Here is a 23,014-nt window from a genome sequence, read left to right as displayed (position 1 = left end):
GTCGACATGATCAGGTACGACGTGCGGATGCTGGACGGCGGGCTGCCGACCTTCGGCGATCAGGTCTTCCAACGGTTGCTGCGCGAGCGGATCGTCTACGTCGGCACCGAGGTCACGGACGAGTCGGCCAACCAGATCTGCGCGCAGCTCCTGCTGTTGGCCGCCGAGGACAGCGAGCGGGACATCCACCTCTACATCAACTCGCCGGGTGGCTCGGTCAGCGCCGGGATGGCCGTGTACGACACCATGCGATACATCCGCAACGACGTGGCCACCCTGGCGCTCGGCTTCGCCGGCTCGATGGGGCAGTTCCTGCTCTGCGCGGGCACGGCCGGGAAGCGGTATGCGCTGCCGCACTCGCGGATCATGATGCACCAGCCCTCGGGCGGGTTCGGCGGCACCGTCGCCGACATCACCATCCAGGCGGAGAACATGCTGCACGTCAAGCGCACCATGCAGAAGCTGATCGCCCAGCACAGCGGGCGGGAGCTGGACGAGATCCAGCGGGACTGGGACCGGGACCGGTGGTTCACCGCGGAGCAGGCCCGCGAGTACGGACTGATCGACCGGGTGCTCACCCGGGTCGACCAGTTGTCGGCGTGACGGGCCGGCGGCGGGCCGGTACGGGGGCGGCCCGCCGCCGGGCGGTCGGCGTCGGTGGGTCCGGCCCGGGCGGACCGGGTCACCCGGTCCGCCCGTCCGGTTGTGCTGTCCGGGTCAGGGGTAGCTGATCACCGGGCTGGTGCCGAACGAGCCGACGACCGGGGCGCCGACGTCGTTGACCGTGCGCTCGATGCCGCCGCTGCCGTCGAGGAAGACGGTGATCATGTCGTGGAACCGCACGCCCGGCCGGCGGGGCGCCTCGATCGCCCGGTCCGCCCGGATGTCGACCCCCTGGTTGAAGTACGAGTACACGCCGAGCCCCCACGCCTCGTGCCGGCGTACGGAGTCGGCGATCTTGTACGACGCCCAGCCGCGACCGGTCGGGCTGGTCCAGGCGGCCTGGCTCGGCGGGTCGTAGGGCAGCTCGCTCTGGTAGAAGACGGTCCGGCCGCGCTCGCCGCTCCACACCGTCTGGTATCGCTGGTAGTGCTCGACGAACAGGCCGTACGCGGTCACGTCGTCGCCGGTGACCAGCACGCCGGTGTCGGCGGTGTTCGCCGTCCAGCCGATGCCGTTGCCGTGGTCGCCGCGCCAGGCCCAGATGTTGTCGAGCAGGGTGTCGTCGCTGTGCACGGCGAGGCTGGTCCGGGCCCGGCCGACCCAGGGGCCGCCGATGCGGAAGAAGACGTCCTGCACCGAGGTCGGGTTTGCGGCGTGGTCCCGGTGGCCGTTGCGCCGGCCGATCTCGACGAGCACGTCGGACTCGCGCTGGCCGGCGTCGACCAGCAGCCCGGCGACGCGCACCCCGTCGACGTCGGCGACGCGCAGCGCGGCGTCGCCGGTGGTCGGGGCGAGGCTGGGCATGCCGAGCCCGAGCACGACGGTGCCCGGGCGGGTGACCCGCAGCGCCCGGTCCAGCCGGTAGACGCCCGGGGTGAGCAGCAGGTGCCGCCCCCGCGCCAACTCCCGGTTGATCCGCTGGGCGCTGTCGGTGGGCCGGGCGACGAAGAAGTCGCGCAGTGACAGCGAGGGGGTCGGTTGACCGCCGGCCGCCCAGGTGGTGCCGGCGGTGTCCTGCCGCAGGCCCGGCACGGCCACCCGCCACCGGTCGTCGCCGTCGACGAACAGGTACGGCTTCTCCCGGGTGACCGGGCTGGTCGGCAGGGTGGTGTACGGCGGGTCGGGGAAGCCCTGGGCGGGCGCCCCGGTCACGCCGGAGAAGACCTGGTTCCAGACCCCGTTGGTCCAGTCGCCGCCGAGCTCGCTGTCCCGGGTCAGCCACTGCTGCTGGGAGCCGTTGATGGTGGTGCCGTCGACCTTCGAGTCGGCGATGTAGCCGCCGCTGGAGTAGCCGCCGTTGCCCGGTTCGAGCCAGAGGGTGCCGCGGACGTGCACGCGGCGCATCGGGGATGCCTGGGAGACGGCCCACTGGTTCGACCAGTCGGTGGGGGTGACCGACAGGTTCTCCGCCGAGCGCCAGAAGTTGGTCAGCGCGGAGATCCCGGCCGGGGAGTTCGGGTCGGGCTGGCCGACGACCCGGACCGCGCCGTGGATGTCAACGTCGTCCGGGGAGCGGCCGAGGCCGGCGACGGTGGTGTAGTAGCCGAGCTTCGCGTCGACGTCGTACCGGCCGGGCTTGAACAGCACCGCGTGCCGGTCGGCGCCCATCTCGTTGCGTTCCTGCCTGGCGAAGATCGCATCGAGGGTGGCCTGGATCTCGGCTGTCGGGGAGGACGGGTCGTAGACGTGCACGTACGGGCCGAGGTCCGGGTCCCGGTCGTCGGGGTGGCCGGGGTGGGCCAGGGCAGGCGCCGGGACGAGGCCGGCGGCGAGGGAGACGGCGGTGGTGGCGAGGGCCAGGAGGTGGCGGCGGGTGCGAGTTGTCATCGGCCTGCCTGTCGGTGGTGGCCGGCGAGCCGCCCGACGGCGACGTGAGAGCGCTCTCTGACACCGCCGCCCGACGTCCCGCCGGGGAACGGGGGATGCCATGTTTCTACCCGCTCGCGGCGGGCCGCGCCAGAGTTCCGGTCGCCGCCGAGGCCCGCCGCTCCGGCTCGCCGGCCGCCCGACCACCGGGACGGCGCCGGTCAGCGGGCGTCGTAGCGGGCGCGGGCGGCCTCGACCTCACCGAGGTGGGTCGTCGCCCACGCCTCCAGCCCGGAGACCAGGTCGAGCAGGCTGCGCCCCAGTTCGGTGAGCGCGTAGTCGACCCGGGGCGGGACGGTGGCGTGCGCGGTGCGGGTGACCAGGCCGTCCCGCTCCAGCCCGCGCAGGGTCTGGGTGAGCATCTTCTGGCTCACCCCCTCGATGCGCCGGGCCAGCTCGGTGAAGCGCTTCCCGCCGTCGGCGAGGGTGAGGACGACGAGCACGCTCCACCGGTCACCGATCCGGTCGATGACCTGCCGGCTGCCGCAGTTACGGGCGAAGAGGTCCGATTCCACCTCTACACTCTCCATCAGATAGTGGCTTACTCCAAGGTGCCTACTCTCCAACGGGAAGTGATGGCAAAAGCTTCCCGTTGGTACCGGACGACGGATCGTCCGACACCTGCGAGGAGTTCACCATGTCCATCGTCGTCACCGGGGCCACCGGCCACCTCGGCCGCCTGATCGTCGAGTCGCTGCTGCGTCGGGGCGTACCGGCCGGGGAGATCGTGGCGCTCGGCCGGGACACCGGCCGGCTTGCCGCTCTTGCCGCACGCGGGGTGGCCACCCGGCGGGCGGACTACGCCGACCCCGAGTCGCTGCGCGCCGCGTTCGCCGGGGCCGAGAAGCTGATGTTCGTCTCCGGCAGCGAGGTCGGGCGGCGGGAGGCCCAGCACCGCAACGTCGTCGCCGCCGCCCGCGAGGCCGGCGTCGGGCTGGTCGTGTACACCAGCATCGCCAACGCCGACCGGTCCGGCATGATCCTCGCCGGCGAGCACCTGACGACCGAACGGGAGATCACCGCCGCCGGCCTGCCGTACGTGATCCTGCGCAACGGCTGGTACCTGGAGAACTACACCGGCCAGCTCCCGACGTACCTCGAACACGGGGTGACCGGCGCGGCCGGTGACGGGCGGGTCAGCGCCGCCACCCGCGCGGACCTCGCCGAGGCCGCCGCCGCGGTGCTCACCGGCGGCGGAGAGACCAACCGGGTGTACGAGCTGGGCGGGGAGGCGTTCACCCTCACCGAGCTGGCCGAGGAGCTGTCCCGACAGACCGGCCGCGCCGTCGGTTACACCGACCTGCCCCAGGAGAAGTTCGCCGAGGTGCTGGCCGGGGCGGGCGTGCCCGAGGGGTTCGCCGCCGTCCTCGCCGACAGCGACCGGGGCCTGTCCCGGGGCGAGCTGCACGTCGGGGGCGACGACCTGGCCAAGCTGATCGGCCGGCGGCCGACCAGCCTCGAAGAGGCGCTGCGCGCCGCGCTCTGAGCCCGCGTCGTCGCCCCGCCCGCGCCCTGTTGGCCCGCGCGGGGCGACGACGGCTCAGGCCGGAACCCGCTCGACCGGGATCCACAGCTCGGCGTCGGCCCGGCTGCCGTCCGCCGACACCCGGGCCCGGAGCAGCTCCGGCCCGGGCCGGCTGCGGTACGGGTTGGCCGGGAACCACTCGGTGAAGACGTCCCGCCACAGGTACTGGATCGCCTGCGGGAACCCGCCCGAGCTCTCGAAGACCGCCCAGGTGCCGGCCGCCACCGGCATGGCGTCCAGGCCCTCTGGCGGGGCGGCGGCGGTGACCACGCCGTGCCAGTAGTCCAGCTCGACGCCCTCCTCCCGACCGCTCGGAATGTTGTCGCTGACGTTGACGATCCCCTTTGGCTCCTGGTCGGACAGGGCCTCGATCCGGGCGATCGTCTCCTTGTCGATGCTCCTGACGAACGCCACGATGGCCGGATTCATCCCCTCGTGCACGAGCGGGACCCGGGCCTTACGCCCGACCAGGTGGAACGCTTCCTTCTCGGTGACGCGGTAACGCATGCTGCTGCTCCCCTCGACGATGAGGCGGAAGGACATCCGGGGCTGTGACCGCAACGCCGCGCCGGTACGCCGGGCCGCGCCGGGACTCACCCCGTGCACCGCCTGGAACGCCCGGGCGAACGCCTCCGCGGAGCCGTACCCGTACCGGACGGCGATGTCCAGCAGCGTCCGCTCCCCGGCGAGCACCTCGGCGGCGGCGACGGTGAGCCGCCGGCGCCGGACGTACTCGGACAGCGGGATGCCGGCCAGCGCGGAGAACATCCGCCGGAAGTGGTACTCCGACGTGACCGCGATCCGCGCCAGCTCGCCCACCTCGATCCGTTGGTCGAGATGCCGCTCGACGTACGCCAACGCCTCGTTCAGCCGGTCCAGCACCCGGACCTCCCTTCCCTGCCGCTCATCACGGTAGGAACGACGGCCCCCGCGGGACCCGACATCCTGTGCCCGAACCGGTCGGGGTGCCACCGGGGTCGTCCCGACCCGGGCCGGGTCCGGGCGGAGGGTCCAGCTCGCACCGGAGGCACGCCGGCCGCGTGGCGCTGGCCGGTGGCGCCGGCCGGTCGGCCGACCCGACGCCCGCCGGGTCAGCGCTGCCAGCGCACGACCCCGCCGACCACGGTGAGCGCCACCGCGAGGTCGCGCAGTTCCGCCGGCTCGACCTGGTACGGGTCGGCGGGCAACGCGATGAAGTCGGCGAGCATTCCGGGCCGCAGCCGCCCCTTCAGGTGCTCCTCGTAGGAGGCGTACGCACCGGCGACGGTGAAACCGCGCAGCGCCGCGTCGAGGCTGAGCCGCTCGTGCGGGTCCACTCCCCCGGGCGGAGTCCCGTCGGGCTGCTGCCGGGTCACCGCGGCATGGATGCCGTAGAACGGGTCCGGGTCCTCGACCGGGGCGTCCGAGCCGAACGCCACCGTCGCGCCGGCGTCCAGCAGGCTGCGCCAGGCGTACGAGGCGAGGTCCCGGCCGGCGAGCATCCTGCTGGTCAGGGGGATGTCGCTGGTGCAGTGGGTCGGCTGCATCGAGGCGGTCACGCCCAGCCGGGCGAGCAGCGGCACGTCCTCCGGCCGCAGGTGCTGGGTGTGTTCGATCCGGTGCCGCAGCCGCCGTACCGCCCCGGTGAGGGTCGGGTCGGTACGCGCCGACTCCTGCCAGCGGGCGTACGCCCGCAGCACCATCCGGTTCGCCGCGTCGCCGATGGCGTGCGCGGCGACGGCGATGCCGGCCCCGGCCGCCTTCGCCACCAGTCGTTCGAACTCCTCCGCCGGGGTGACCGCGATACCGTGGTTGTCCGGCTCGCCGTCGTACGGTTCGCTCATCAGGCAGGTGTGCGAGCCGAGCGCCCCGTCGGTGAAGATCTTCACCGGCCCGGTACGCAGCCAACGGTCCCCGTCGCCGGTCGCCCAGCCCAGGTCGATCGCCTCGTCCAACGCCGTCGACGGGATCGACTTGTGCACCCGCAGCGGCAGCTCGCCCCGGGCGTACAGGGTCTCGTAGGCGGCCCGGCAGTCCTGCCCGTCGAGATCGTGGACGCTGGTGAGGCCGGCGGCGAGCAGCCGGGGCAGGTGGGTACGCAACTGCTCGACCATGTCCCCGGCGACGGAGGAGCGCAGAATGTCGTAGGCCGCGTCCCCGGCCGCCTCCCGCAGGATGCCGGTCGGCTCGCCGCTCTCGTCGCGGACGATCTGCCCACCGGTTGGGTCGGGGGTGCGGGCGTCGATGCCGAGCCGCCGCAGGGCCGCGGTGTTGACCCAGGTGGTGTGCCCGTCGATGCTGGGCAGCACGGCGGGACGATCCGGGCAGACCCGGTCGAGGTCGGCCCGCGTCGGCTGCACCGGCCGGGCCCACTTGTTGCTGTCCCAACGGCCACCGAAGAGCCAGGCGTCGGCCGACAGCGTGGCGGCGTGCCGCCCGATCCGGCTCAACGCCTCGTCGAGGCTGGCCGTACCGCGCAGGTCCACCTGCTCCAGGCTGCGCACGTACAGCGCCGAGTGGATGTGGCTGTCGATCAGCCCGGGCAGCACGGTCATCCCGCCGAGGTCGACCCGGCGCGCCCCGCCGCCAGCGCGGTCCCGGCACTCGTCGAGGGTCCCGACAGCGACGATCCGCTCGCCGCGCACGAGCATCGCCTCCGCGCGCGGACGGGCGGGGTCGAGCGTGTGGATCTGGGCGTTCTCGAAAACCGTACCGGTCATTGGGCTGCCTGATTCGACGGTTGGGCAGGGGCCAAGTCATGCTAGTACCGGCATCGGACGAGGCTCGATGGACTGGGACCTCGGGTGGCGACACATCCCTACAGATGGCCATCCACCGACGTGAAGGTGTATCCGCTGCCCACTGGCCGCTTCTGCTGAGTTGCGAGGTGCCCCGGCCGACGAATGACTCCTGGATCGCGGCGTGCTGCCTGGTCGACCGGCTGCCGCTGGCGACGTTCAACGGCAGGGAGTACGCCGAGTACGACGGCCTCCGCCTGCCGCCGTGGAGGAGGCCCGGGCCAACCGGCTCGCCGTCGAACGGGCCGCCCTTCGACGTCCCCTAGCTTTCGGCACCGCTCTCGGCGCGACTGTCCGGCGTCGTACGGCTTTCCGCCCCCGGCCCCTCCGGCCGGGGCGGCTTTGCGCGGCGCCGGCATTCCGCGGCCTGGTCCTCGTACCCGCTGGCAAGCCGCGAAGCGGCGCGGCAGCCGATCCCCCCAGCCTCCATGTGCCGACCACCCTCGCGGTCGTCCCACCCCGCTGATCAGGTACAAGTCCCGACAGCGCCGACAGCGCATCTTCGGTACCGTCCGCCAGGTGAACCCTGCTTCGAGGCGCGCATCCAAGAATCGCATGCTCGGAAACGTGGTCCTTGTCGCCGGCCCCCTGGTCTCGGCCATCACCCTGTCGACCGACACAGGGGCCACAGAGCCGCACATCCTCGCGGGCTTCCTCGTCGCCACAGGGATCGGGCTACGCATCGAAGCAGCGATCACCGAATCTCGGACGTGACGATCCGAGCCGCAAGTTGCCCGCCGTTCCGGGCTGATGCCGGCCGGAGGCCGACATGAACAGCCCGTGGACAGCGACAGGCGGCGGCTCCGGGCGGCATACCACTGCACAGGGCAATACATCGATGCAAGTGAGTACACGCAGTTCAGGAGGCGTTCTGGTTGATCTTCGAGGTGCCCCCGGCAGGATTCGAACCTGCGACACACGGTTTAGGAAGGCGACTGAGGTGGGACGGCTCCTACGGCCTTGACCTGGTCCGTCGGGTCGATCACCTGCCCGACGCATCAAGATCATTGCACGTACTCTGCACGTAGCAAGACGGGCATGATGGCGCTGTGCCCCTTCCTCCCGGCCTCAAAGACGCGTTGCGGCGCCTTCGTGCTACTCGGGCTGAACAACCCGCCAGCGACGAGCCATCCGAAGAGCTTGCGCTCTGGCGGGAGCGGATGTCGGAGTGCCTCAGCCTCCTGTCTCGGCAACTCCTCTTCGAGTCGGACCGCAACCAGGCCGCCAGGGAGGCGGAAGCCGCGCGAGCAGAGGCCGAGAATATCCGCCGCTTGCTGAGGTCGTGACTTCGTGGAGAACCACCCGGCCACGCCGTCAGGGAGGAGCATCGTTTCCGGCTGATCCAATCTGTCCGAAATAACTGGTCAGCGGCAGTGCCGTGGTGCCCGATCATGACCACTGCTGACCGTCTGGAACACCGCTACTGGCACGTTGCTGGCACGGCTGTGCTGGTGGGCGCGCGGCTGTCCGGCGTGCGTACGGGTTACCGCCTCGGCGGTTCGGGCCGGGGGCGGCTTGCCGTGTCGCTGGCTCTCCGTGCACCTGGACCCCGGTGCCCGGTGGCAAGCCGCGGAGCGGCGCGGCAGTCGATCGCCCCGACCTCGGTGCCAGCCGGCCACCCACGCGATCGGTACGGCGTCGCGGCGTCCGGCGGGTGACGCTTCACGCCAATAGCTCGGCACGTACCGTGCACTCCGTGGTCAGTCGGGTGTTCGTCGATGACATCGGCATCAACCTGGTGTACGTCGCCGGCACGGCGCTATACCGATGGCCGGAGATAGCCAACGTCTCCGTCCAAGCCTGGCTGCTGCCACCAGAGAATCAGCGGTTCGTGGAACTGGACATCAGCCACGTCTCCGGAGAGTTCGTCACGGCCAGCGAACTGTTTGAGGGCTTCTTCGAGACTGTGGCCGCTGTCGCGGCACAAGCTGGTGCCCGACTCCCTGACCTGTCGACCCTGGATCCCTCGGACGGCGCCGTTCAGATCTATCCCTGAGGTAGGGCATGGGCCCACCGCGTCGGCCGATGCCGGCCGGAGGCCGCCAGCAGGCCGAGCGCGGTGGCCCGCGCCGCGCTCGCGCGGCGCCTTGATCCAATACAGAGCAATTCGGCAGGCCCCGGCGGATCAAGCCAGCGGATCACACGAGCGGAGGCACAGCATGTCAGTCCCGATGGTCGAACTGTCCACTGTGGCGCACGAGCCGACATTACCGCTAGATTATTCAGGTCTTACTGGCAGCTACGAAAGAGACCTGTGGACTATGCCCTTCCGGTACGCCGAGTTGCCGCTCTCCAAGCTCCTGCTTGACCAGTCCAACGCGCGACTTGGAGAGGAGCAGCCCAGTCAAGAAGCTGCCCAGCTAGCCCTTGCCGCCCTCCTCGACGATGAACTCTTGGCGATCGCGGGCGACATCCTCGACAAGGGCACGGACCCAACCTCCTTGACGGCGGTTACCCGAGAAAAGGCCCCGAAAGGTACATACCGGGTAATAGAGGGGAATAGGCGTCTTCTAGCCTTGCGCGTACTGACCACGCCTGGGATCGTGGATGCGGCCCTCACTTCTGGGAAGCGTAAGCGGCTCCTAAAGTACGCTGAATCCTTCAGCGTGGCTCCTATAACGAAGATCATGTGCGTAGTTTTCGACGAGGAGAGGGAGGCTCGCCACTGGATTGAACTCCGCCATACGGGCGCGAACGGCGGTGTCGGACTTGTTGAGTGGGATGCCAACGAAAAGGATAGATATAGGGCTCGGCAAGGCGGGCTAAAAGCGCGAAGTGCCGCCGGCCAGATTCTAGATTTCGTAGATCAGGTGGACACCAGTGACGGGGCCGGGAACAAGCGGAGTTACAGTACCTTGCAGCGTTTGATCAAAACGCCGAAAGTTAGGGAGACCCTCGGCATAGATGTCGAGAGGGATGTCGTGTATTCATATTACCCTCTCGACGAAGTTGCGAAAGGTCTCACGGCTATCGTTAATGACCTCAGGAGTGGAAGAACCAAGGTCACGCACGTCTATTATGAGAACGAGCGGATTGACTACATCAGAAAGCTCCCGCTCGAAAGTCGTCCTGATCCGGCCACGCGTCTGGCGGCGAGAGTCGAACTAATAGCCTTACTTGATCCCTCATTTAGCCCAGTGCTGCCTGCGCCTTACAGCCAAGATAGTTTGCCGCTTGACGAGACCACTGGCGGGCAAAACGAGGCCGGAGATGCCAGCGTCGGAGCTGCTCGGAACTCCACGGGCGCGGCTCCGGCTCAAGCCCAAGTCCAAGGCGCGGCTCCGGCTCAAGCCCAGGCCCAAGGCGCGGCTCCGGCTCAAGCCCAGGCCCAAGGCGCGGCTCCGGCTCAAGCCCAGGCCCAAGGCGCGGCTCCGGCTCAAGCCCAGGCCCAAGGCGCGGCTCCGGCTTTACCTACTAATCCTGGGGTAACTGGCGCTCCTGAGCAGGGAACCGAGCGGACGCTCCGAAAGAGTCGTGCGAAGGAGCCGAAGCCAAGGCCTACAACGATTCCGAGAAGTTGCATTCTTTGGATACCTCGTCCTGCCAGAATTAATGAGATCTACTACGAGCTTGCTAAGCTCAATGTTGATGAGTATCCCAATGCCTGTTCCGTCCTGCTCCGCGTCTTCGTGGAGCTGAGCGTTGATCATCACATTGCGCGCTTGAGCGTTCTCTCGGCCGAGGAGCGTAAATCGGCCAAGTTATCCAAGAAGCTAAAGGACTTGGCATCTAGATTGAAGAGTGATGGCAGTATTGATCCCCAGTTGGAGAAGGCTGTCATTAAAATCGCTGATGGCGGAGGTTTGTTTAGCGCCTCGACCGTCACTTTCAATCAATACGTCCACAACCAATTTGCCTACCCGCTGCCAAGTGAGCTGCGAATTGCGTGGGATGAGTTGCAGCCGTTCATGCAAGCTCTGTGGGGAAGGTAGGAGTAGCGTGGGTAAGGCCCAAGAGACCCGCTATTCGTCACCGTTGCGGTACCCTGGCGGCAAAGGCAAGGTGGCTAATTTTGTTAAGCTTCTGGTGCTCGAAAATTCATTGATCGGAAGTGACTATATCGAGCCGTATGCAGGTGGGGCAAGCGTGGCGCTGTCACTGCTATTCGAGGACTATATCAACCACGCGTATATCAATGACATCAACGACGGCGTTTACTGCTTTTGGCGGTTTGCTCTTGAGGACCCCGATAGCCTATGTCGACGCATCATGACTGTTCCGCTCACCATTGATGAGTGGAGGCGGCAGAAATTGATTCACTCCTCGATGGATTCGTCGCCTGAAGATATTGGTTTCTCGACCTTCTATCTGAATAGAACCAACAGGTCGGGTATTGTGTCCGGCGGCGTGATTGGCGGGACTGGGCAAGCGGGCATATGGAAAATCGACGCAAGATTCAATCGCGAGGCTCTTTGTTCCCGCGTGAGGAAGATTGCTGGCTACTCCTCCCGTATAACCGTAAGCAAGGTAGATGCCGCGGAGATGATTGAAAGCGAATTGGTTCGAGGCCGCTCGCATCGGCTGCTTTACCTAGATCCCCCTTACTTTGTGAAGGGGGAAGGACTTTACGATAATTTCTATGGGTTTGAGGATCATCGGAAAGTCCGGGACGCTGTAAGTGCGACGCCCGGCCCTTGGGTTGTTTCCTATGATGCAGCTCCCGAGATCCTTCAGCTATATTCGCAACACGAGCCTTTGCGTTACACTTTAAGCTACAGTGCGTCGAGAGCGTCGAAAGGCACTGAGGTGATGTACTTTTCCCCAAATTTACTGATCCCGAAAGTTGCATCCCCCGCAGGAATTTCTGTGGCAGAGGTGACAAAGGCGATGTCGGCAGCGACGCTGTTTTAGGAGTGCTCCGACACATTGCATGAGTAGGGGCTCGGGTCGCTATTGCTGGGCCCGCCGTGTTCAAATATTTGGCGGCAACCTTAACCCCTGCCCGCTATCCGATCGCACATTAGTCGATAACGCTTGTACTGATCGTCTTCACCGGAGACTGTCGCTTCGTTCGGTCCCGCCCCTGACTCGGTGGTCGGGGCCTTCGGCAGCGCTGAACCTGTCCGGCTAGACTCGAAGGGCTACGCACGATGCCCCGAGCACGGGTTCTTTGAAGGCTACTTGTTCCCGAAAGATCCGCCGGCCAACTCCTAGGTGCCTGGCTCAATAGGGAGCCGCGGCCGGGCAGGCGGCCAAGAACGTTGCAAGGCGCATGTGGAAGAACTATTGTTTTACTCATGGCAGGCAACGAGACGATCGCAATAATTTGCCCCAATTGCGAGAAGCCGAGCGCGGCGACGGTCGTGGGCCGGCGGAAGCCGGATAACGCTGACGGCGTCGTTTCCTTCTTGTGGTGCAGTCAATGCGAGAGCGGCATCGTGGCTTGGCAGGACCTTGACTTCTACTTCGACAAGAGTGATGACACTCCCGTTGCGAGTCTCGGCGCACCCCTCGTTCTCTGGCCAGAGGTTGACCGGCCACTAAGTTCAGCCATACCAAGGGATCTACGCGACACACACCTGGAAGCACGTAAGTGCTTCCACGCTACTGCGTATTCAGCCACGGCGGCGATGGTTCGCAAGACTATCGAGATGATGTGCGCGGACCAAGGCGTGCCTGACGGCCGACTGGTTGACAGGCTGCAAAAACTATCAGACAGGGGCGTCGTGGATGCCCGCATGGTTGAGTGGATGCAGAGCCTGCGATCCCTGGGAAATAATGCTGTCCACGCCGTCGGGTCAGTCGCGAAAGCGGATGCCCGCGATGCGCTCGACCTGGCGGAAGCAATCCTCGACTACGTGTATGTCTTCGCGCAGAAATTCAAGGAGTTTGAGGCAAGACGGACAGCCCAATCAGAGCGCCGGGCGGCGGCAGTGGCCGTGCCGAGCGAAACTCGGTCCAGCGCCAGCGAAGTGGCGGCTGAGGAATCGACCCAATCGCAGAACAGCCGCCCCTAACAAACGATGCACGTCCACTGCCTGGATCGTGTACCGAAACTCTGTTCTAAATTGCGGTGCCGTGTTCGGCGTACGCTGAAACGCCGGTACTGCGCGCTGCAATCGCAGTGCGGATCCTACGGGCGAGCCGGGGCGGGCCGTGCTGCTCCAAGGACTCGGCGCTCACGTAACGCCACTCGGTGAGTTCGCCGTCTGTGAAGCGGATGTCGCGCTCCTGCTCGGCTCCGAGTGATCCGCCGTCGAAGATGAAGAGGAGCTTGTCGCCCTCGTGTTCGGCGGGTGCCCAGTCAACAACCAGCATCGGTCCGAGCGCTGGCGTGAGGCCAAGTTCCTCTTGAACCTCACGTACGCATGCGGCTCGGGGCGACTCGCCGGGTTCAACGTAGCCGCCGGGGATGTCCCAGTGCTTCTTGTAGCTGGGCCGTACGAGCAGCACCCGGCCTTCGTCGTCGAAGAAGAGCGCGCCTGCGGCGACGCGTGGGGTTGCCATGGGTGGCATCTCGTTGGCCGTCACCAGGGCAGCCTAGATGGGAGTGGCTCAGTCGAGCACCTTAAGCCGCTGGGCCAGTGCGACCAGTTCAGCCGATGGCTTGCCTCGCTGTCGGCGTACCCAGGTCAGGGCAAGTTGTCGGCTGAGGAAGTGGTGGCGGACCTGCTCGGGCGCCATCTGTTCGGCGTCGAGGAGGACGGCCTGGGCGTCGTCGACGCGGTTCCAAGAGCTGTAGGCGCGGGCGACTTCGAGGGCGTGCCGTACCCGACGTTCCATCGGTAGGCCGGTGGTATCGACGCGCGGGCCGAGGTCGATGGCGACTTGGAGGTCGCCCAGCTCGGCGGCGGTGGCGACGCGGTGGATGGCGACGTTGGTCGGGCCGAACGCGGTCCAGAGGTGGTTGGCGTCGGCTCCGAGCTGGCCGGCGGCCTGGTCGGCGGCGGCGAGGAAGGCGCGGGTGGTGCTGGCGTCGTTGGATCGTGCGGCGGCCATCGAGCCGGACAGGAACAGGGTTCCGTAGACGGAGAGCAGCGCGGGCGTGGCGTGCTTCAGGTACGGCTCAAGGTAGCCAGCGGCGTCTTCGGTGAGGCGTACGGCTTCGGTGTAGCGGCCGGTGGCGTGCAGGGCGTGGCCGACGGAGCGGAACAGGGAGCCGGTGATGAGCGGGTCGCCGGTGGGGCGGACGGCGGCCAAGCCGCGGTCGGCGGCGATCCAGGCGAGATCGCTTTCGCCAAGCTTGGTGAGCTGGGTGGCGGCGAGCTGGTACGCCAGACCGAGCAGGCGGCGGGCCTGGTCCTGGTCCTCGCCGTCGTGGTGGTCGGCGGCGGCCTGGGCTCGGTGGAGCAGGTCGGGTAGGCGGCCGGTGACGTATCCGAATCGTGAGTCCTGGTAGGCGTCCCAAAGGGCGCCTACCTCCTTCTTAAGGGCGGCGATGCTCGACGGCTCCATGTCCGTGCCGGCGCCAAACGGGGCGATGGCGCGGTAGTTCATCAGGGCGGCGCGCAGGGCAGGCACGGTTTCGGTGCCGCTGTCGGCGGTCCAGTCGAGCAGCGAGGGTTCGCCGAGCAGGTCTCCGAGGGATATGTCCAGGGTTTCGGCGAGGGACTTGATGACGGAGAGTCGGTCCAGCTCGATCCGGTTGTTCTCGATCTTGCCCAGCCAGTCAGCGGTGCGGCCGATGAGTCCGGCCAAGACTTCCTGGGACAGGCCGCGTCGTCTGCGGTACCAGGCGACGCGTTCGCCGATGGTCAGGGTGTTGGTCGTCCCGCGCACCGTTTCACTGTCTCCCCTCGGTCGGCTGCAACCCCGGAAGGATTTTCCGGGTCGCTGGGCGGTTTGTGTCACAACCTGTCTGCATGACGGGGCTGAACGTATCGAGCAACTGCCAATCCTGCTCGGGCGCGGGCTGGAAGTACACCCTTGCCCGTACTGCCATTCGGGGCATGGGGCGGGGGTCGGAGCGGACTCGTTCGCTTGCCCGGCGGTCCTGCCTGGACTGCGCGGGTTCCGGTCGCTCGGCGACCTGCTGAGGTTGGCCCGGGGTGGGTACTGGTGTGGGGCCGCGACCCGAACGACGGCCCGTAAATGGCCCGCCCGCCCCGGCGCCCCGCAAGCCGACGCCTCCCCGGCCGGGCGTGCCGGCGCCGGGTGACCTGGTGCTGATCGACGGCCGGGCCTCGGTGCAGTTTGGCAGCGACCGTGCGCTGTGGCTGCGGGTTACCTCGGTCTGCGACAAGCCGACGTACCACGGCTGGGTGTGGCTTACCGGCTACTCCATCAATCCGGTGAGCGGTAAGGCGCTGGCGCGGCGGGAGGTCTTCGCGCAGATCGCCGGCCTTCAGATCCAGCGACGCACTACCGACAACGCGCCGCCTCGCAACGTGGCGCCGGTGATGAGGAGACGCGGTGTTTGACGTTCGGGTACGACTCGGCGCGGTGCTGACGATTGATGCAGCAGATCGTCTTTTGCCGTCGGACGGGCCGGTGACGTTGTGGGTGACCGGGGTTCGGCTGGTGGCCAACCGTCCGCCGCAGGATGAGTGGATCTGGGTCGAGGGATTCAGGCTCGGTCCGTCCGGTCGTCATGGTCGGCAGGCGCAGATTCTGGTGCGCGCGAGCAAGCTCCCGCCGGATGGGGCGGCCCGGTGAGTACCTACCTGTCCAGTGCGGTGCGCGACCAGCTCCGGGCGGCGCAGGCGCAGCTTGACCAGCACACCCCGTCGAGCGGGGACGGGCGCTGCGCCACATGTGGCGAGGAGGGGCCGTGCCCGCAGCGTCAGGCAGCGTTGCGGGTGTTCGGCCGGTACGGGTGCCTGCCGCGTCGGTGGCCGGGTGCGACTCGTCCGGAGTCGGTGGGAGCGCCGTCGTCGTGGTCGGGATGGTTGGCCGCAGCGGTGGAGCGTGTGACGCCGAATGGCTGACCTTGCTTGTCCTGTCATGCAAACAACTCATAAGCTGCTGATATTCATGCAGCGTTCATAGGTGGGGTGGCCCGCGATGGCGTACGAGATTCCGACGCCGAAGTACCTGCGCGTGTTGAACACGCTGCGGAAGCGCATCGAGGACGGCGACTACGCCCCCGGTGCGGCACTGCCGTCGGAGAACCAGCTCTGTACGGAGTTCGGGGTGTCCCGCCCGACGGTGCTCAAGGCGCTGGGCATCCTCAAGCAGGATGGCTGGATCGAGTCGCAGCAGGGCAAGGGCAGCTTCGTACGCGGCCGACCCGCCTCCGGCCGTACCTCGCCCGACTACGCACGCGACGCGGTCGAGCTGGACGAGACCGGGGAGACGGAGATCCTGCATGTCGGCCCGGTGCTCGCCTCACCTCGGATCGCGGCGGAGTTGAAGATCCCGGAGGGCACGCCGGTCTACGAGCGGCGCCGCCGGACCGTCTCGGAGGCGGGGCCGGTGGACCTGGTCGCCACGTTCGTGCCGGTGGACATCGCGGTCGGTACCGACATCACCAGGCCGGACCCGATCGCTGGCGGCCTGCTCGATCTCATCGCCCGCCACAAGGGTCTACGACCCGACTACGCCACCGAGCGGATGACCGCCCGCCGGGTGAGCGATGTCGAGGCTGAGGCCCTGGAGGTGCCGGCCGACGAGTCGGTGATGAGCGTCGTCATCACCGTCCACCAGGCATCCGGCGACCCGATCATGACGTCGGTGCTGGTGATGCCTGGCAGCCGCCACGAGATCGAGGACACCTACGCCCTGTCCTGAGCCGCCTGCGTCAACCTCGCTGGCGGCTCAGCGGCACATCTCGCCGGCAGTCCGCTGCGGCATCACGTCCTCCTTCGTGCTGGTCCTGGCGACCCGGGGCCAGCTCTCCACATTGTGCAATCGGTTCACCTTCGACCTTGCTTGTGCTTACAAGCTGACGTAGCTTGTAAGCTCAACCGGTTGTCAGGAAGACGACTGGTGAGGCTAGGAGGCTGCCGAAGTGGTTCCGATGACGTTGAAGGTGCCGGTTCCGTCCGCGTACGTGTTCCCCGCCGGGGCGCTCTGCCTGGGTGTGTCGCCGCAGATCGACTTTGAGCGGCGTGGTGAGGCGGACAACCAGGCGCGGGACAAGGACACCGGGGAGCGGGTCTGGGTGGTGCGGGTGATGGACCTGGACCCCGAGGCCGGGAAGTTCGGCCGCTCAACCGAGGTGAAGGTGAAGGTCGTGGCGGCGCAGCAGCCGGTGCCGCCGCCGTCGACGGTGCCGGGTTACCCGCCGGCAGTGGAGTTCGAGGGCCTGACCCTCACCCCGTACGTGGATTCGCAACGGTGCAAGCCCGGCCGGTCCTCGGGCGACTGCCGCTCCCGCATGGCGTACTCCCTGCGGGCTACCGCGATCCGGCCGGCGTCGAGCATGCCGGGTTCGGTGGCGGCCTGACTGGTCGCTGTTTGGCGCGCGGGGCGGGTCGTTTCCCCGCCAAGAGTCCCGGCCCGTCCCGCGCTCTTCCATCCCTCACGTGTGAAGGAGGGCGTGATGCCCACCGTAGTTCCCCCTGCCCTGAACCGCTCTGAGGGCCGCTGCTCGTCGGGGTGGTGGTCCTGATGTCCCGTACCCGCCTGGTCGGCCTGCGCCACGCCTACCGGGAGGCGGAAGCGGCTGTCCGGTCGACGCTGCGGATGCCGCCGGCTGCGGCGCGGGTGTGCGCGATCCGCTGCCCCCGCTGCGAGGAGTGGGTGAAGCCGCGCCGCTTCAACCTGCGTCGCATGTCCTGCCGCTCCTGCATTTCGACCCTGGCCCGTCCTGGCAGGGGTGGTGACCTGTGCCTCTGATCAACATCATCCCCGGGGAGAAGATCCCCGTCGCGCCGATGAACATGCGCCTCCCGGCGTGGCGGGTTCCGGGTTGGCTGCTGGTGTTCTGGTGGCTGGCCCGGGGCCTGTTCCGCCTCACGGTGCTGGCGGTGCGGTACTGGTGGCTCACCGCCCCGACCGTGGCCGCCTTGTGGGTGCGGGCGGAGTACGGGGGCCTGGTCCTGGCCGTCGTCGTCCTGGCCGTCGCCGCCGGTTGCGGGGCCTGGTGGCGGTGGCACCCGTCGTCGTGGCTGCGCTTCGGCTGGTACCCGCTCGTCAGCCGCATTCGAGCCCTGGTGGTCTACCGGCGGCGGTGGGCGTCGGTCATGGCCACGTGTGGGCTGGCGACAACGTTCGCTGGTGACCGGTACGTGCCGCAGCTTCTCAAGGTGCGCTGCGACCGGTACGGCGATGAGCTGACCGTGCGGATGCTGCCGGGGCAGATCCCGGACGACTGGGGGCAGGCCGCGGAACGCCTCGCCTACGCCTTCCGCCTGCACACCGGCCAAGCTCGCTCGACGGCCCGCCCGGATCGGGTGATAGTCCGGTTCCTGCGCCGTGACCCCCTGGCCGGCACCGTGGCGCCCCTGCCAACGACCGAGGTGCCCGAGCTGGACGGGTTGACGCTCGGTGTCCGTGAGGACGGGCAGCCCTACCGGCTGCGCCTGACCGGCTCGCACGTGCTGATCGCGGGGGCGACGGGGTCGGGCAAGGGGTCGGTGTTGTGGTCGCTGATTCGTTCCCTGGCTGGCGGTGTGCGGTCGGGGTTGGTGGAGCTGTGGGCGTTCGACCCGAAGGGCGGGATGGAGTTGGCGGCCGGGGTGCCGCTGTTCGCCCGGTTCTCCTACGACGACCCCGACGGCATGGCCGGCGTCCTCGAAGAGGCCGTGAAACGGATGCGGCTGCGGGCGGCCCGACTGCGCGGGGTCGCCCGCCAGCACACGCCGACGCCGGATGAACCGCTGATCGTCCTGGTGGTCGACGAGCTGGCGGCGTTGACGGCGTACATCACCGATCGGAAGGTCCGCGACCGGATCAAGGAAGCCCTCGGCCTCCTCCTCAGCCAAGGGCGAGCCGTCGGGGTGCACGTGGTCGCCGCACTTCAAGACCCGCGTAAGGACGTGCTGCCGTTCCGGGACCTGTTCCCGACCCGCATCGGCCTGCGGCTGACCGAGCCGGAGCAGGTGGACATGGTCCTAGGCGACGGCGCCCGCGACCGGGGAGCACTGTGCGACCGCATCCCCGAATCGGCCCCTGGGATCGGGTTCGTTGCCCTCGACGGCGTCCGCGAACCCGTCCGGGTCCGGTTCGCCTACCTCACCGACGACGACATCCGCCAACTCGGCCGCACCTACCGGCGACTGGACGACACCGACGAGCAGGAGGTGACCAAGTGAAGGCCAACGCGAGCGCAGACCGGGTGGAGGGCGTGGTCCTGGTGCTCATCGTCCTGGTCGTCGGCGGGCTGGCCGGCGCGGCGTCGTTCACCCACGTGCACGACTGGACGATGGCCAACTCCCCCGCCGGTACGGGGGACTGGTTCGGGTGGGCCAACGCCGCCATCTCCGAACTGCTGCCCCTGGCGGCGCTGCTCACGATCCGGCGGCGCCGCCGCACCGGCGGCCCGATCGGGTACCCGATGTTCCTGCTCGTCTGCGCCGTCGCCCTGTCACTGTCCGCACAACTCGCCGTCGCCAAGCCGGGCGTGTCCGGGTGGCTGCTGTCGGCCGTGCCGGCGCTGGCGTTCCTCGGCCTGTCCAAGCTCGTCTTCTCCACCGCCCCCGCCCCGGCGGCGGTGCCCGTCGGCAAACCGGCAGACGCCGACGACTGGGGCGACGTCCCGCCCGGCTACAACCCGGCTGAGGACCGGCCGTCCGTTGACGTCGTCAACGAGGACCAGACGGTGACCGTCGCCGTGGAAGCCGCCGACGAGCAGCCTCGCCCGGCGGCCCTCCGCCCGGTCCCTGCGATGCCGGTGGAGCGGCGGCCGGGACTGGTGCCCGTACCAGCGGCGGCGTTCGCGCCCCGCAACGGCAGCGTCTTCGGCGGGGAGCGTGACCGGTGAGCCAACTCGACCTCATCCCCACGACTCCCGTCGAGCAGCCCCGACCCGGGTCGCGGGCGGACAGGATGCGCAAGCCCTTGGCCAAGGACGCGCTCAAGCAACTCGCCGAACAGAACGGCGTCTGCGTCCGGCCCCTGGCGCTGCGCCGTACCGACACCGCCACCGGCCTGACCGAGGTGGTGGAGGTGCCCTGCGGGGCGACCCTCGCCGCGAAGTGCAAGCCGTGCGCGGAGCGGGGCCGGCGGCTACGCATCCAGCAGATCCGCGAGGGCTGGCACCTCGCCGACGAACCCGCCGTCCGCCCCGACCGACCCGGGGAAGACGTCCTCGCCCTCGTCCGGGTCCGGGCACACCTGGAATTCGAACGCGAAGCCGCGCAGTACCAGCCGATGACCCCCGACGAGCGGACCGCACAACTCGCCGAGATCGACGCCGCGATAGCCGAACTGGACGAAGCCCTCGCCGAAACCAGCCTGCGAGGACACCTCACCCCGAAGGAGCGCGACGAGCGGCCCCGGCGGAAGCGGTCGACCCGGCGGCGGCAGGACTCCCCAGACCTGCCGCGCCTGCCCGTCGACCCGCGCACAGTCGGCCGCGCCTACTCCGGCAAGGCGGGCAAGACACACCGGCCGTCGATGCTCGTCACGCTCACCTTGGGCTCGCACGGCCCGGTGCACTCTCACCTGCGACGCGGCGCCTACGTCGCCCCCTGCGAGTGCGGCCAGCGCCACGGCCCGTATGACGACGTCCTCGGCACGCCCGTCGACCCGACCAATTACGACTACCGGCGGGCGGCCCTGGACTCGATCCACTTCGCGAGGGTTCTCGACCGGTGGTGGCAGAACGTCCGCCGCGCCGCTGGGTGGAACGTCCAGTACGCGGGAGCGGTGGAACTGCAACGGCGGCTCGCCCCGCACGCGCACTTCGCCATCCGCGGCACCCTGCCCCGCCGGCTGCTCAAGCAGATCGCGGCAGCCACGTACCACCAGGTGTGGTGGCCACGCTTCGACGAGCTGGCCTACCCGGTCGACAAGCCCCCGGTCTGGGACGTCGACCGACAGGCGTACGTCGACCCCAAGACGCGCGAGCCGCTGCCCACCTGGGGTGAAGCCCTCGACGCCCTGGAGGAACCCGACAGCCGCCCCGCCTACGTCGCCCGCCTCGGCCGGATCGATGCCCGGGGCATCGAGCAGGGCACCAAGGACGCCGAACGCTCGATCCGGTACGTGACCAAGTACGTCACCAAGGATCTGACCGACCAGGCCAAGCCGCGCTCGGATGCGCAGAAGGCGCACTTCGACCGGCTGCACGCGGAACTGTCGGTGCTGCCGTGCTCGCCGACGTGCGCGAACTGGCTGCTGTACGGCGTCCAACCGGACGGGGTCAAGGCCGGCTTGACCCCCGGACGGTGCGCCGGGAAGGTCCACCAGCGCTCCACGCTCGGCTTCACCGGCCGGCGCGTGCTCGTCTCCCGGCAATGGTCCGGCAAGACCCTCGCCGACCACCGCGCCGACAACCGGTCCTGGGTACGGGCCATCCTCGCCGGCGGCATGGCCGACACCGACGAGCACGACCAGGCCGCCGACGAGGCAGACGGACCGAAGCGGTACCGCTTCGAACTCGCCCGACCCGAAGACCCCGACGTGCCACCCCTGGAACACCGACTCCTGCGCGCGATCTCCGCCCGCATCCGCTGGCGCGCAGACCTCGACGCCGCCCGGATACGAACAGCCGCCGCCGTTTCGGCAACCGCTGCTGTCCTCACCCCTGCTGCTTGATCCGAAGGAAAGAACCCCTCATGGAAAGTGAGCTGTTGACCGTTCCGGAAGTCCTCGCCGTGCTCAACGGCGTGTCGCGGCGAACCTTCTACCGCTGGCGTGAGCTGGGCATCGCCCCGGACTGCATCAAACTGCCTAACGGTGAGCTGCGCATCGAGCGGCGCGACCTGCGGTCGTGGCTGGAGCAGCACCGGGAGGCAGCGTGAAATCCCGCGAGGTACGGATCCGGGGCATTCAGGTCAACGGCCTGGCGGGTCGCAAGAAGTCGTACACCGTCCGCTGGGTGGTGGGCACGGGGCCGAAGTCTCGGACGTTTGGTACCCGGGCGCTGGCCGATAACTTCCGGTCGGACCTGATGCAGGCGGCGAACCGGGGTGAGGCGTTCGACGGCGACTCCGGGCTGCCTGAGTCGTTGATGGCGCCGGTGGAGTCGGTGAGCTGGCTGGGCTTCGTCCGTCGGTACGTCGACATGAAGTGGCCGGGCGCGGCGGCCAAGTCGCGGGAGAGCACGACGGACGCGCTGGCGACCGTGACGGCGGTGCTGGTGCGGGACCTGGCCGGGCGGCCGGATCCGGCGTTGCTGCGGCGGGCGTTGCGGGAGTGGGAGTTTCCGCCCGCGTCTCGGCAACTCGACCGGCCGGCTGAGATCGCTGCGGCACTGCGGTGGCTCGGCAAGGCGTCCCTGCCGTTGTCGGCGCTGGCGGAAGCCGCGGTGGTGCGTCCGGCACTGGACACCCTGGGGCTGACGTTGGACGGGCGGCCGGCGGCGGCGTCGACGACCAGGCGGCGGCGCTCGGTCTTCTACAACGTCCTTCAGTACGCCGTGGAGTTGGAGCTGTTGGACTTCAACCCGGTCGACAAGCTGCGGGTCCGGTCGTCGCGGCGGAAGGTGGCCGGGGAAGTGGACCGCCGCGTCGTGGTCAACATCCGCCAGGCGCGCGAACTGCTGACCGGCGTGACGTACGTCGGCCAGCGCGGGAAGAACGGCCGGCGTGGTGAGCGTCTGGTCGCCTTCTACGCCTGCCTCTACTTCGCTGCGCTGCGGCCGAGTGAGGCGCTGGGCCTGCGGGAGCGGGACTGCCATCTTCCGGCAACTGGCTGGGGTCTGCTGACGGTGGAGAAGTCACGGCCGGCGGCCGGGAAGCGCTACACCGACAGCGGCGAGGTGCACGACGATCGAGGGCTGAAGCACCGGGGCGACACGGAAGCGCGGGAGGTGCCGATCCCGCCGGAGCTGGTGGCGATCCTTCGGGCGCACGTCGACCGATTCGGCGTTGGCGCCGACGGGCGGATGTTCCGCAGCGACCGGGGCAACGTGGTCTCGTCGTCGACGTACTCCCGCGTCTGGGAAGAGGCGCGGACGCTGAGCCTGACCCCCGACCGGGTGGCCTCTCCCCTGGCCGGGCGACCCTACGACCTGCGGCACGCTGGGGTGTCGCTCTGGCTCAACGCCGGCCTACCGGCACCCGAGGTCGCGCAGCGGGCCGGGCACTCCGTTGACGTGCTGCTCAAGGTCTACGCGAAGTGCCTCGACGGGGACCGCAGCAGGATGAACGAGCGGATCGAGGCGGCGCTGAGCCGATGATGATCACTGGTGGGA

The 23,014-nt window shown here is 68.6% G+C and carries 24 protein-coding genes; 18 read left to right on the top strand and 6 right to left on the bottom strand.

The window, feature by feature from the left end:
- Positions 1 to 6: 6 nt before the first annotated feature.
- A complete protein-coding gene (locus tag C5N14_RS15285; protein ID WP_117668773.1) occupies positions 7 to 603 on the top strand; it encodes a ClpP family protease in 597 nt (198 codons plus the stop codon).
- Between the two features lie 114 nt (positions 604 to 717).
- On the opposite strand, the gene C5N14_RS15280 is transcribed toward C5N14_RS15285, so the two are convergent.
- Both C5N14_RS15280 and C5N14_RS15275 read right to left on the bottom strand, forming a co-directional pair.
- Entirely contained in the window at positions 718 to 2,490 is a 1,773-nt protein-coding gene (locus C5N14_RS15280; RefSeq protein ID WP_117668749.1) for an adenylyl cyclase, read from the bottom strand.
- Positions 2,491 to 2,690: 200 nt separating this feature from the next.
- A complete protein-coding gene (locus C5N14_RS15275) occupies positions 2,691 to 3,059 on the bottom strand; it encodes a helix-turn-helix domain-containing protein (protein ID WP_117668748.1) in 369 nt (122 codons plus the stop codon).
- 107 nt (positions 3,060 to 3,166) lie between these two features.
- Between C5N14_RS15275 and C5N14_RS15270 the strand changes: the two genes are divergently transcribed.
- Positions 3,167 to 4,015, top strand: a complete 849-nt coding sequence (locus C5N14_RS15270; protein ID WP_117668747.1) for an SDR family oxidoreductase — start codon at positions 3,167 to 3,169, stop codon at positions 4,013 to 4,015.
- Positions 4,016 to 4,069: 54 nt separating this feature from the next.
- Here C5N14_RS15270 and C5N14_RS15265 read toward each other — a convergent pair whose 3' ends face one another.
- The gene (locus C5N14_RS15265; RefSeq protein ID WP_117668746.1) at positions 4,070 to 4,936 is read right to left on the bottom strand and encodes an AraC family transcriptional regulator; all 867 of its coding nucleotides are present in this window, start codon (positions 4,934 to 4,936) and stop codon (positions 4,070 to 4,072) included.
- Positions 4,937 to 5,145: 209 nt separating this feature from the next.
- Positions 5,146 to 6,753 (bottom strand): amidohydrolase, encoded by a 1,608-nt coding sequence (locus C5N14_RS15260; protein WP_117668745.1) that lies wholly within the window; start codon positions 6,751 to 6,753, stop codon positions 5,146 to 5,148.
- A gap of 167 nt (positions 6,754 to 6,920) precedes the next feature.
- Here C5N14_RS15260 and C5N14_RS33135 point away from each other — a divergent pair, with 167 nt between their 5' ends.
- The 6 genes from C5N14_RS33135 (at position 6,921) to C5N14_RS15235 (ending at position 12,788) form a co-directional block, all read left to right on the top strand.
- A complete protein-coding gene (locus tag C5N14_RS33135; RefSeq protein ID WP_243639624.1) occupies positions 6,921 to 7,097 on the top strand; it encodes a hypothetical protein in 177 nt (58 codons plus the stop codon).
- 253 nt (positions 7,098 to 7,350) lie between these two features.
- Positions 7,351 to 7,545, top strand: coding sequence for a hypothetical protein (locus C5N14_RS32185; protein WP_165878112.1), 195 nt, complete (start codon positions 7,351 to 7,353; stop codon positions 7,543 to 7,545).
- Positions 7,546 to 8,527: 982 nt separating this feature from the next.
- Complete coding sequence (locus C5N14_RS32180; RefSeq protein WP_165878122.1) at positions 8,528 to 8,827, top strand: PH domain-containing protein; 300 nt, start codon at positions 8,528 to 8,530, stop codon at positions 8,825 to 8,827.
- Positions 8,828 to 9,002: 175 nt separating this feature from the next.
- Complete coding sequence (locus C5N14_RS32175; protein WP_165878121.1) at positions 9,003 to 10,763, top strand: hypothetical protein; 1,761 nt, start codon at positions 9,003 to 9,005, stop codon at positions 10,761 to 10,763.
- Between the two features lie 7 nt (positions 10,764 to 10,770).
- The gene (locus tag C5N14_RS15240; RefSeq protein WP_165878120.1) at positions 10,771 to 11,682 is read left to right on the top strand and encodes a DNA adenine methylase; all 912 of its coding nucleotides are present in this window, start codon (positions 10,771 to 10,773) and stop codon (positions 11,680 to 11,682) included.
- A gap of 386 nt (positions 11,683 to 12,068) precedes the next feature.
- Complete coding sequence (locus C5N14_RS15235) at positions 12,069 to 12,788, top strand: DUF4145 domain-containing protein (RefSeq protein ID WP_117668741.1); 720 nt, start codon at positions 12,069 to 12,071, stop codon at positions 12,786 to 12,788.
- 46 nt (positions 12,789 to 12,834) lie between these two features.
- Here the strand turns inward: C5N14_RS15235 and C5N14_RS15230 are convergent, their stop codons facing one another.
- Positions 12,835 to 13,302, bottom strand: a complete 468-nt coding sequence (locus tag C5N14_RS15230) for an NUDIX hydrolase (RefSeq protein WP_243639623.1) — start codon at positions 13,300 to 13,302, stop codon at positions 12,835 to 12,837.
- A gap of 24 nt (positions 13,303 to 13,326) precedes the next feature.
- Positions 13,327 to 14,550 carry a helix-turn-helix domain-containing protein gene (locus tag C5N14_RS15225; RefSeq protein WP_117668739.1) on the bottom strand — a complete coding sequence of 408 codons (1,224 nt, stop codon included), beginning with the start codon at positions 14,548 to 14,550 and terminating at the stop codon, positions 13,327 to 13,329.
- A 383-nt stretch (positions 14,551 to 14,933) separates the two neighbouring features.
- On the opposite strand from C5N14_RS15225, the gene C5N14_RS15220 reads away from it, so the two are divergent.
- The 10 genes from C5N14_RS15220 (at position 14,934) to C5N14_RS33130 (ending at position 22,999) form a co-directional block, all read left to right on the top strand.
- Positions 14,934 to 15,191, top strand: a complete 258-nt coding sequence (locus C5N14_RS15220) for a hypothetical protein (protein ID WP_243639621.1) — start codon at positions 14,934 to 14,936, stop codon at positions 15,189 to 15,191.
- Positions 15,184 to 15,426: a hypothetical protein gene (locus C5N14_RS15215; protein WP_101413796.1), complete on the top strand. Its 243-nt coding sequence runs from the start codon at positions 15,184 to 15,186 to the stop codon at positions 15,424 to 15,426. Before C5N14_RS15220 ends, C5N14_RS15215 begins: the two co-directional genes overlap by 8 nt.
- 348 nt (positions 15,427 to 15,774) lie before the next feature.
- Complete coding sequence (locus tag C5N14_RS15205) at positions 15,775 to 16,500, top strand: GntR family transcriptional regulator (protein WP_117668737.1); 726 nt, start codon at positions 15,775 to 15,777, stop codon at positions 16,498 to 16,500.
- Positions 16,501 to 16,729: 229 nt separating this feature from the next.
- Positions 16,730 to 17,158 carry a hypothetical protein gene (locus C5N14_RS15200; protein ID WP_243639619.1) on the top strand — a complete coding sequence of 143 codons (429 nt, stop codon included), beginning with the start codon at positions 16,730 to 16,732 and terminating at the stop codon, positions 17,156 to 17,158.
- Between the two features lie 164 nt (positions 17,159 to 17,322).
- Entirely contained in the window at positions 17,323 to 17,550 is a 228-nt protein-coding gene (locus C5N14_RS15195; RefSeq protein ID WP_243639617.1) for a hypothetical protein, read from the top strand.
- The gene (locus C5N14_RS15190; protein WP_117668735.1) at positions 17,541 to 18,968 is read left to right on the top strand and encodes an FtsK/SpoIIIE domain-containing protein; all 1,428 of its coding nucleotides are present in this window, start codon (positions 17,541 to 17,543) and stop codon (positions 18,966 to 18,968) included. The genes C5N14_RS15195 and C5N14_RS15190 overlap by 10 nt, the downstream gene beginning before the upstream one ends.
- Positions 18,965 to 19,636 (top strand): DUF2637 domain-containing protein, encoded by a 672-nt coding sequence (locus C5N14_RS15185; protein ID WP_117668734.1) that lies wholly within the window; start codon positions 18,965 to 18,967, stop codon positions 19,634 to 19,636. Before C5N14_RS15190 ends, C5N14_RS15185 begins: the two co-directional genes overlap by 4 nt.
- On the top strand, positions 19,633 to 21,414 hold the full coding sequence (locus C5N14_RS15180) for a replication initiator (RefSeq protein ID WP_117668733.1): 1,782 nt from the start codon (positions 19,633 to 19,635) through the stop codon (positions 21,412 to 21,414). Before C5N14_RS15185 ends, C5N14_RS15180 begins: the two co-directional genes overlap by 4 nt.
- A gap of 20 nt (positions 21,415 to 21,434) precedes the next feature.
- Positions 21,435 to 21,620, top strand: a complete 186-nt coding sequence (locus tag C5N14_RS15175) for an AlpA family transcriptional regulator (protein WP_117668732.1) — start codon at positions 21,435 to 21,437, stop codon at positions 21,618 to 21,620.
- Entirely contained in the window at positions 21,617 to 22,999 is a 1,383-nt protein-coding gene (locus tag C5N14_RS33130) for a site-specific integrase (RefSeq protein WP_165878119.1), read from the top strand. The genes C5N14_RS15175 and C5N14_RS33130 overlap by 4 nt, the downstream gene beginning before the upstream one ends.
- Positions 23,000 to 23,014: the final 15 nt, after the last annotated feature.

This window comes from Micromonospora sp. MW-13, from assembly GCF_003434305.1.
Lineage (GTDB): Bacteria > Actinomycetota > Actinomycetes > Mycobacteriales > Micromonosporaceae > Micromonospora.
The sequence above is the reverse complement of the archived record's forward strand: the minus strand, read 5'-3'. Positions and strand labels throughout refer to the sequence as shown.

Coding starts and splice junctions, on each gene's coding strand:
- C5N14_RS15270 (WP_117668747.1), top strand. CDS start 3,167: ATGTCCATCGTCGTCACCGGGGCCACCGGCCACCTCGGCCGCCTGATC.
- C5N14_RS15205 (WP_117668737.1), top strand. CDS start 15,775: ATGGCGTACGAGATTCCGACGCCGAAGTACCTGCGCGTGTTGAACACG.
- C5N14_RS15195 (WP_243639617.1), top strand. CDS start 17,323: ATGTCCCGTACCCGCCTGGTCGGCCTGCGCCACGCCTACCGGGAGGCG.
- C5N14_RS15235 (WP_117668741.1), top strand. CDS start 12,069: ATGGCAGGCAACGAGACGATCGCAATAATTTGCCCCAATTGCGAGAAG.
- C5N14_RS15260 (WP_117668745.1), bottom strand. CDS start 6,753: ATGACCGGTACGGTTTTCGAGAACGCCCAGATCCACACGCTCGACCCC.
- C5N14_RS15280 (WP_117668749.1), bottom strand. CDS start 2,490: ATGACAACTCGCACCCGCCGCCACCTCCTGGCCCTCGCCACCACCGCC.
- C5N14_RS15200 (WP_243639619.1), top strand. CDS start 16,730: ATGACGTTGAAGGTGCCGGTTCCGTCCGCGTACGTGTTCCCCGCCGGG.
- C5N14_RS15285 (WP_117668773.1), top strand. CDS start 7: ATGATCAGGTACGACGTGCGGATGCTGGACGGCGGGCTGCCGACCTTC.
- C5N14_RS15175 (WP_117668732.1), top strand. CDS start 21,435: ATGGAAAGTGAGCTGTTGACCGTTCCGGAAGTCCTCGCCGTGCTCAAC.
- C5N14_RS32175 (WP_165878121.1), top strand. CDS start 9,003: ATGGTCGAACTGTCCACTGTGGCGCACGAGCCGACATTACCGCTAGAT.
- C5N14_RS15275 (WP_117668748.1), bottom strand. CDS start 3,059: ATGGAGAGTGTAGAGGTGGAATCGGACCTCTTCGCCCGTAACTGCGGC.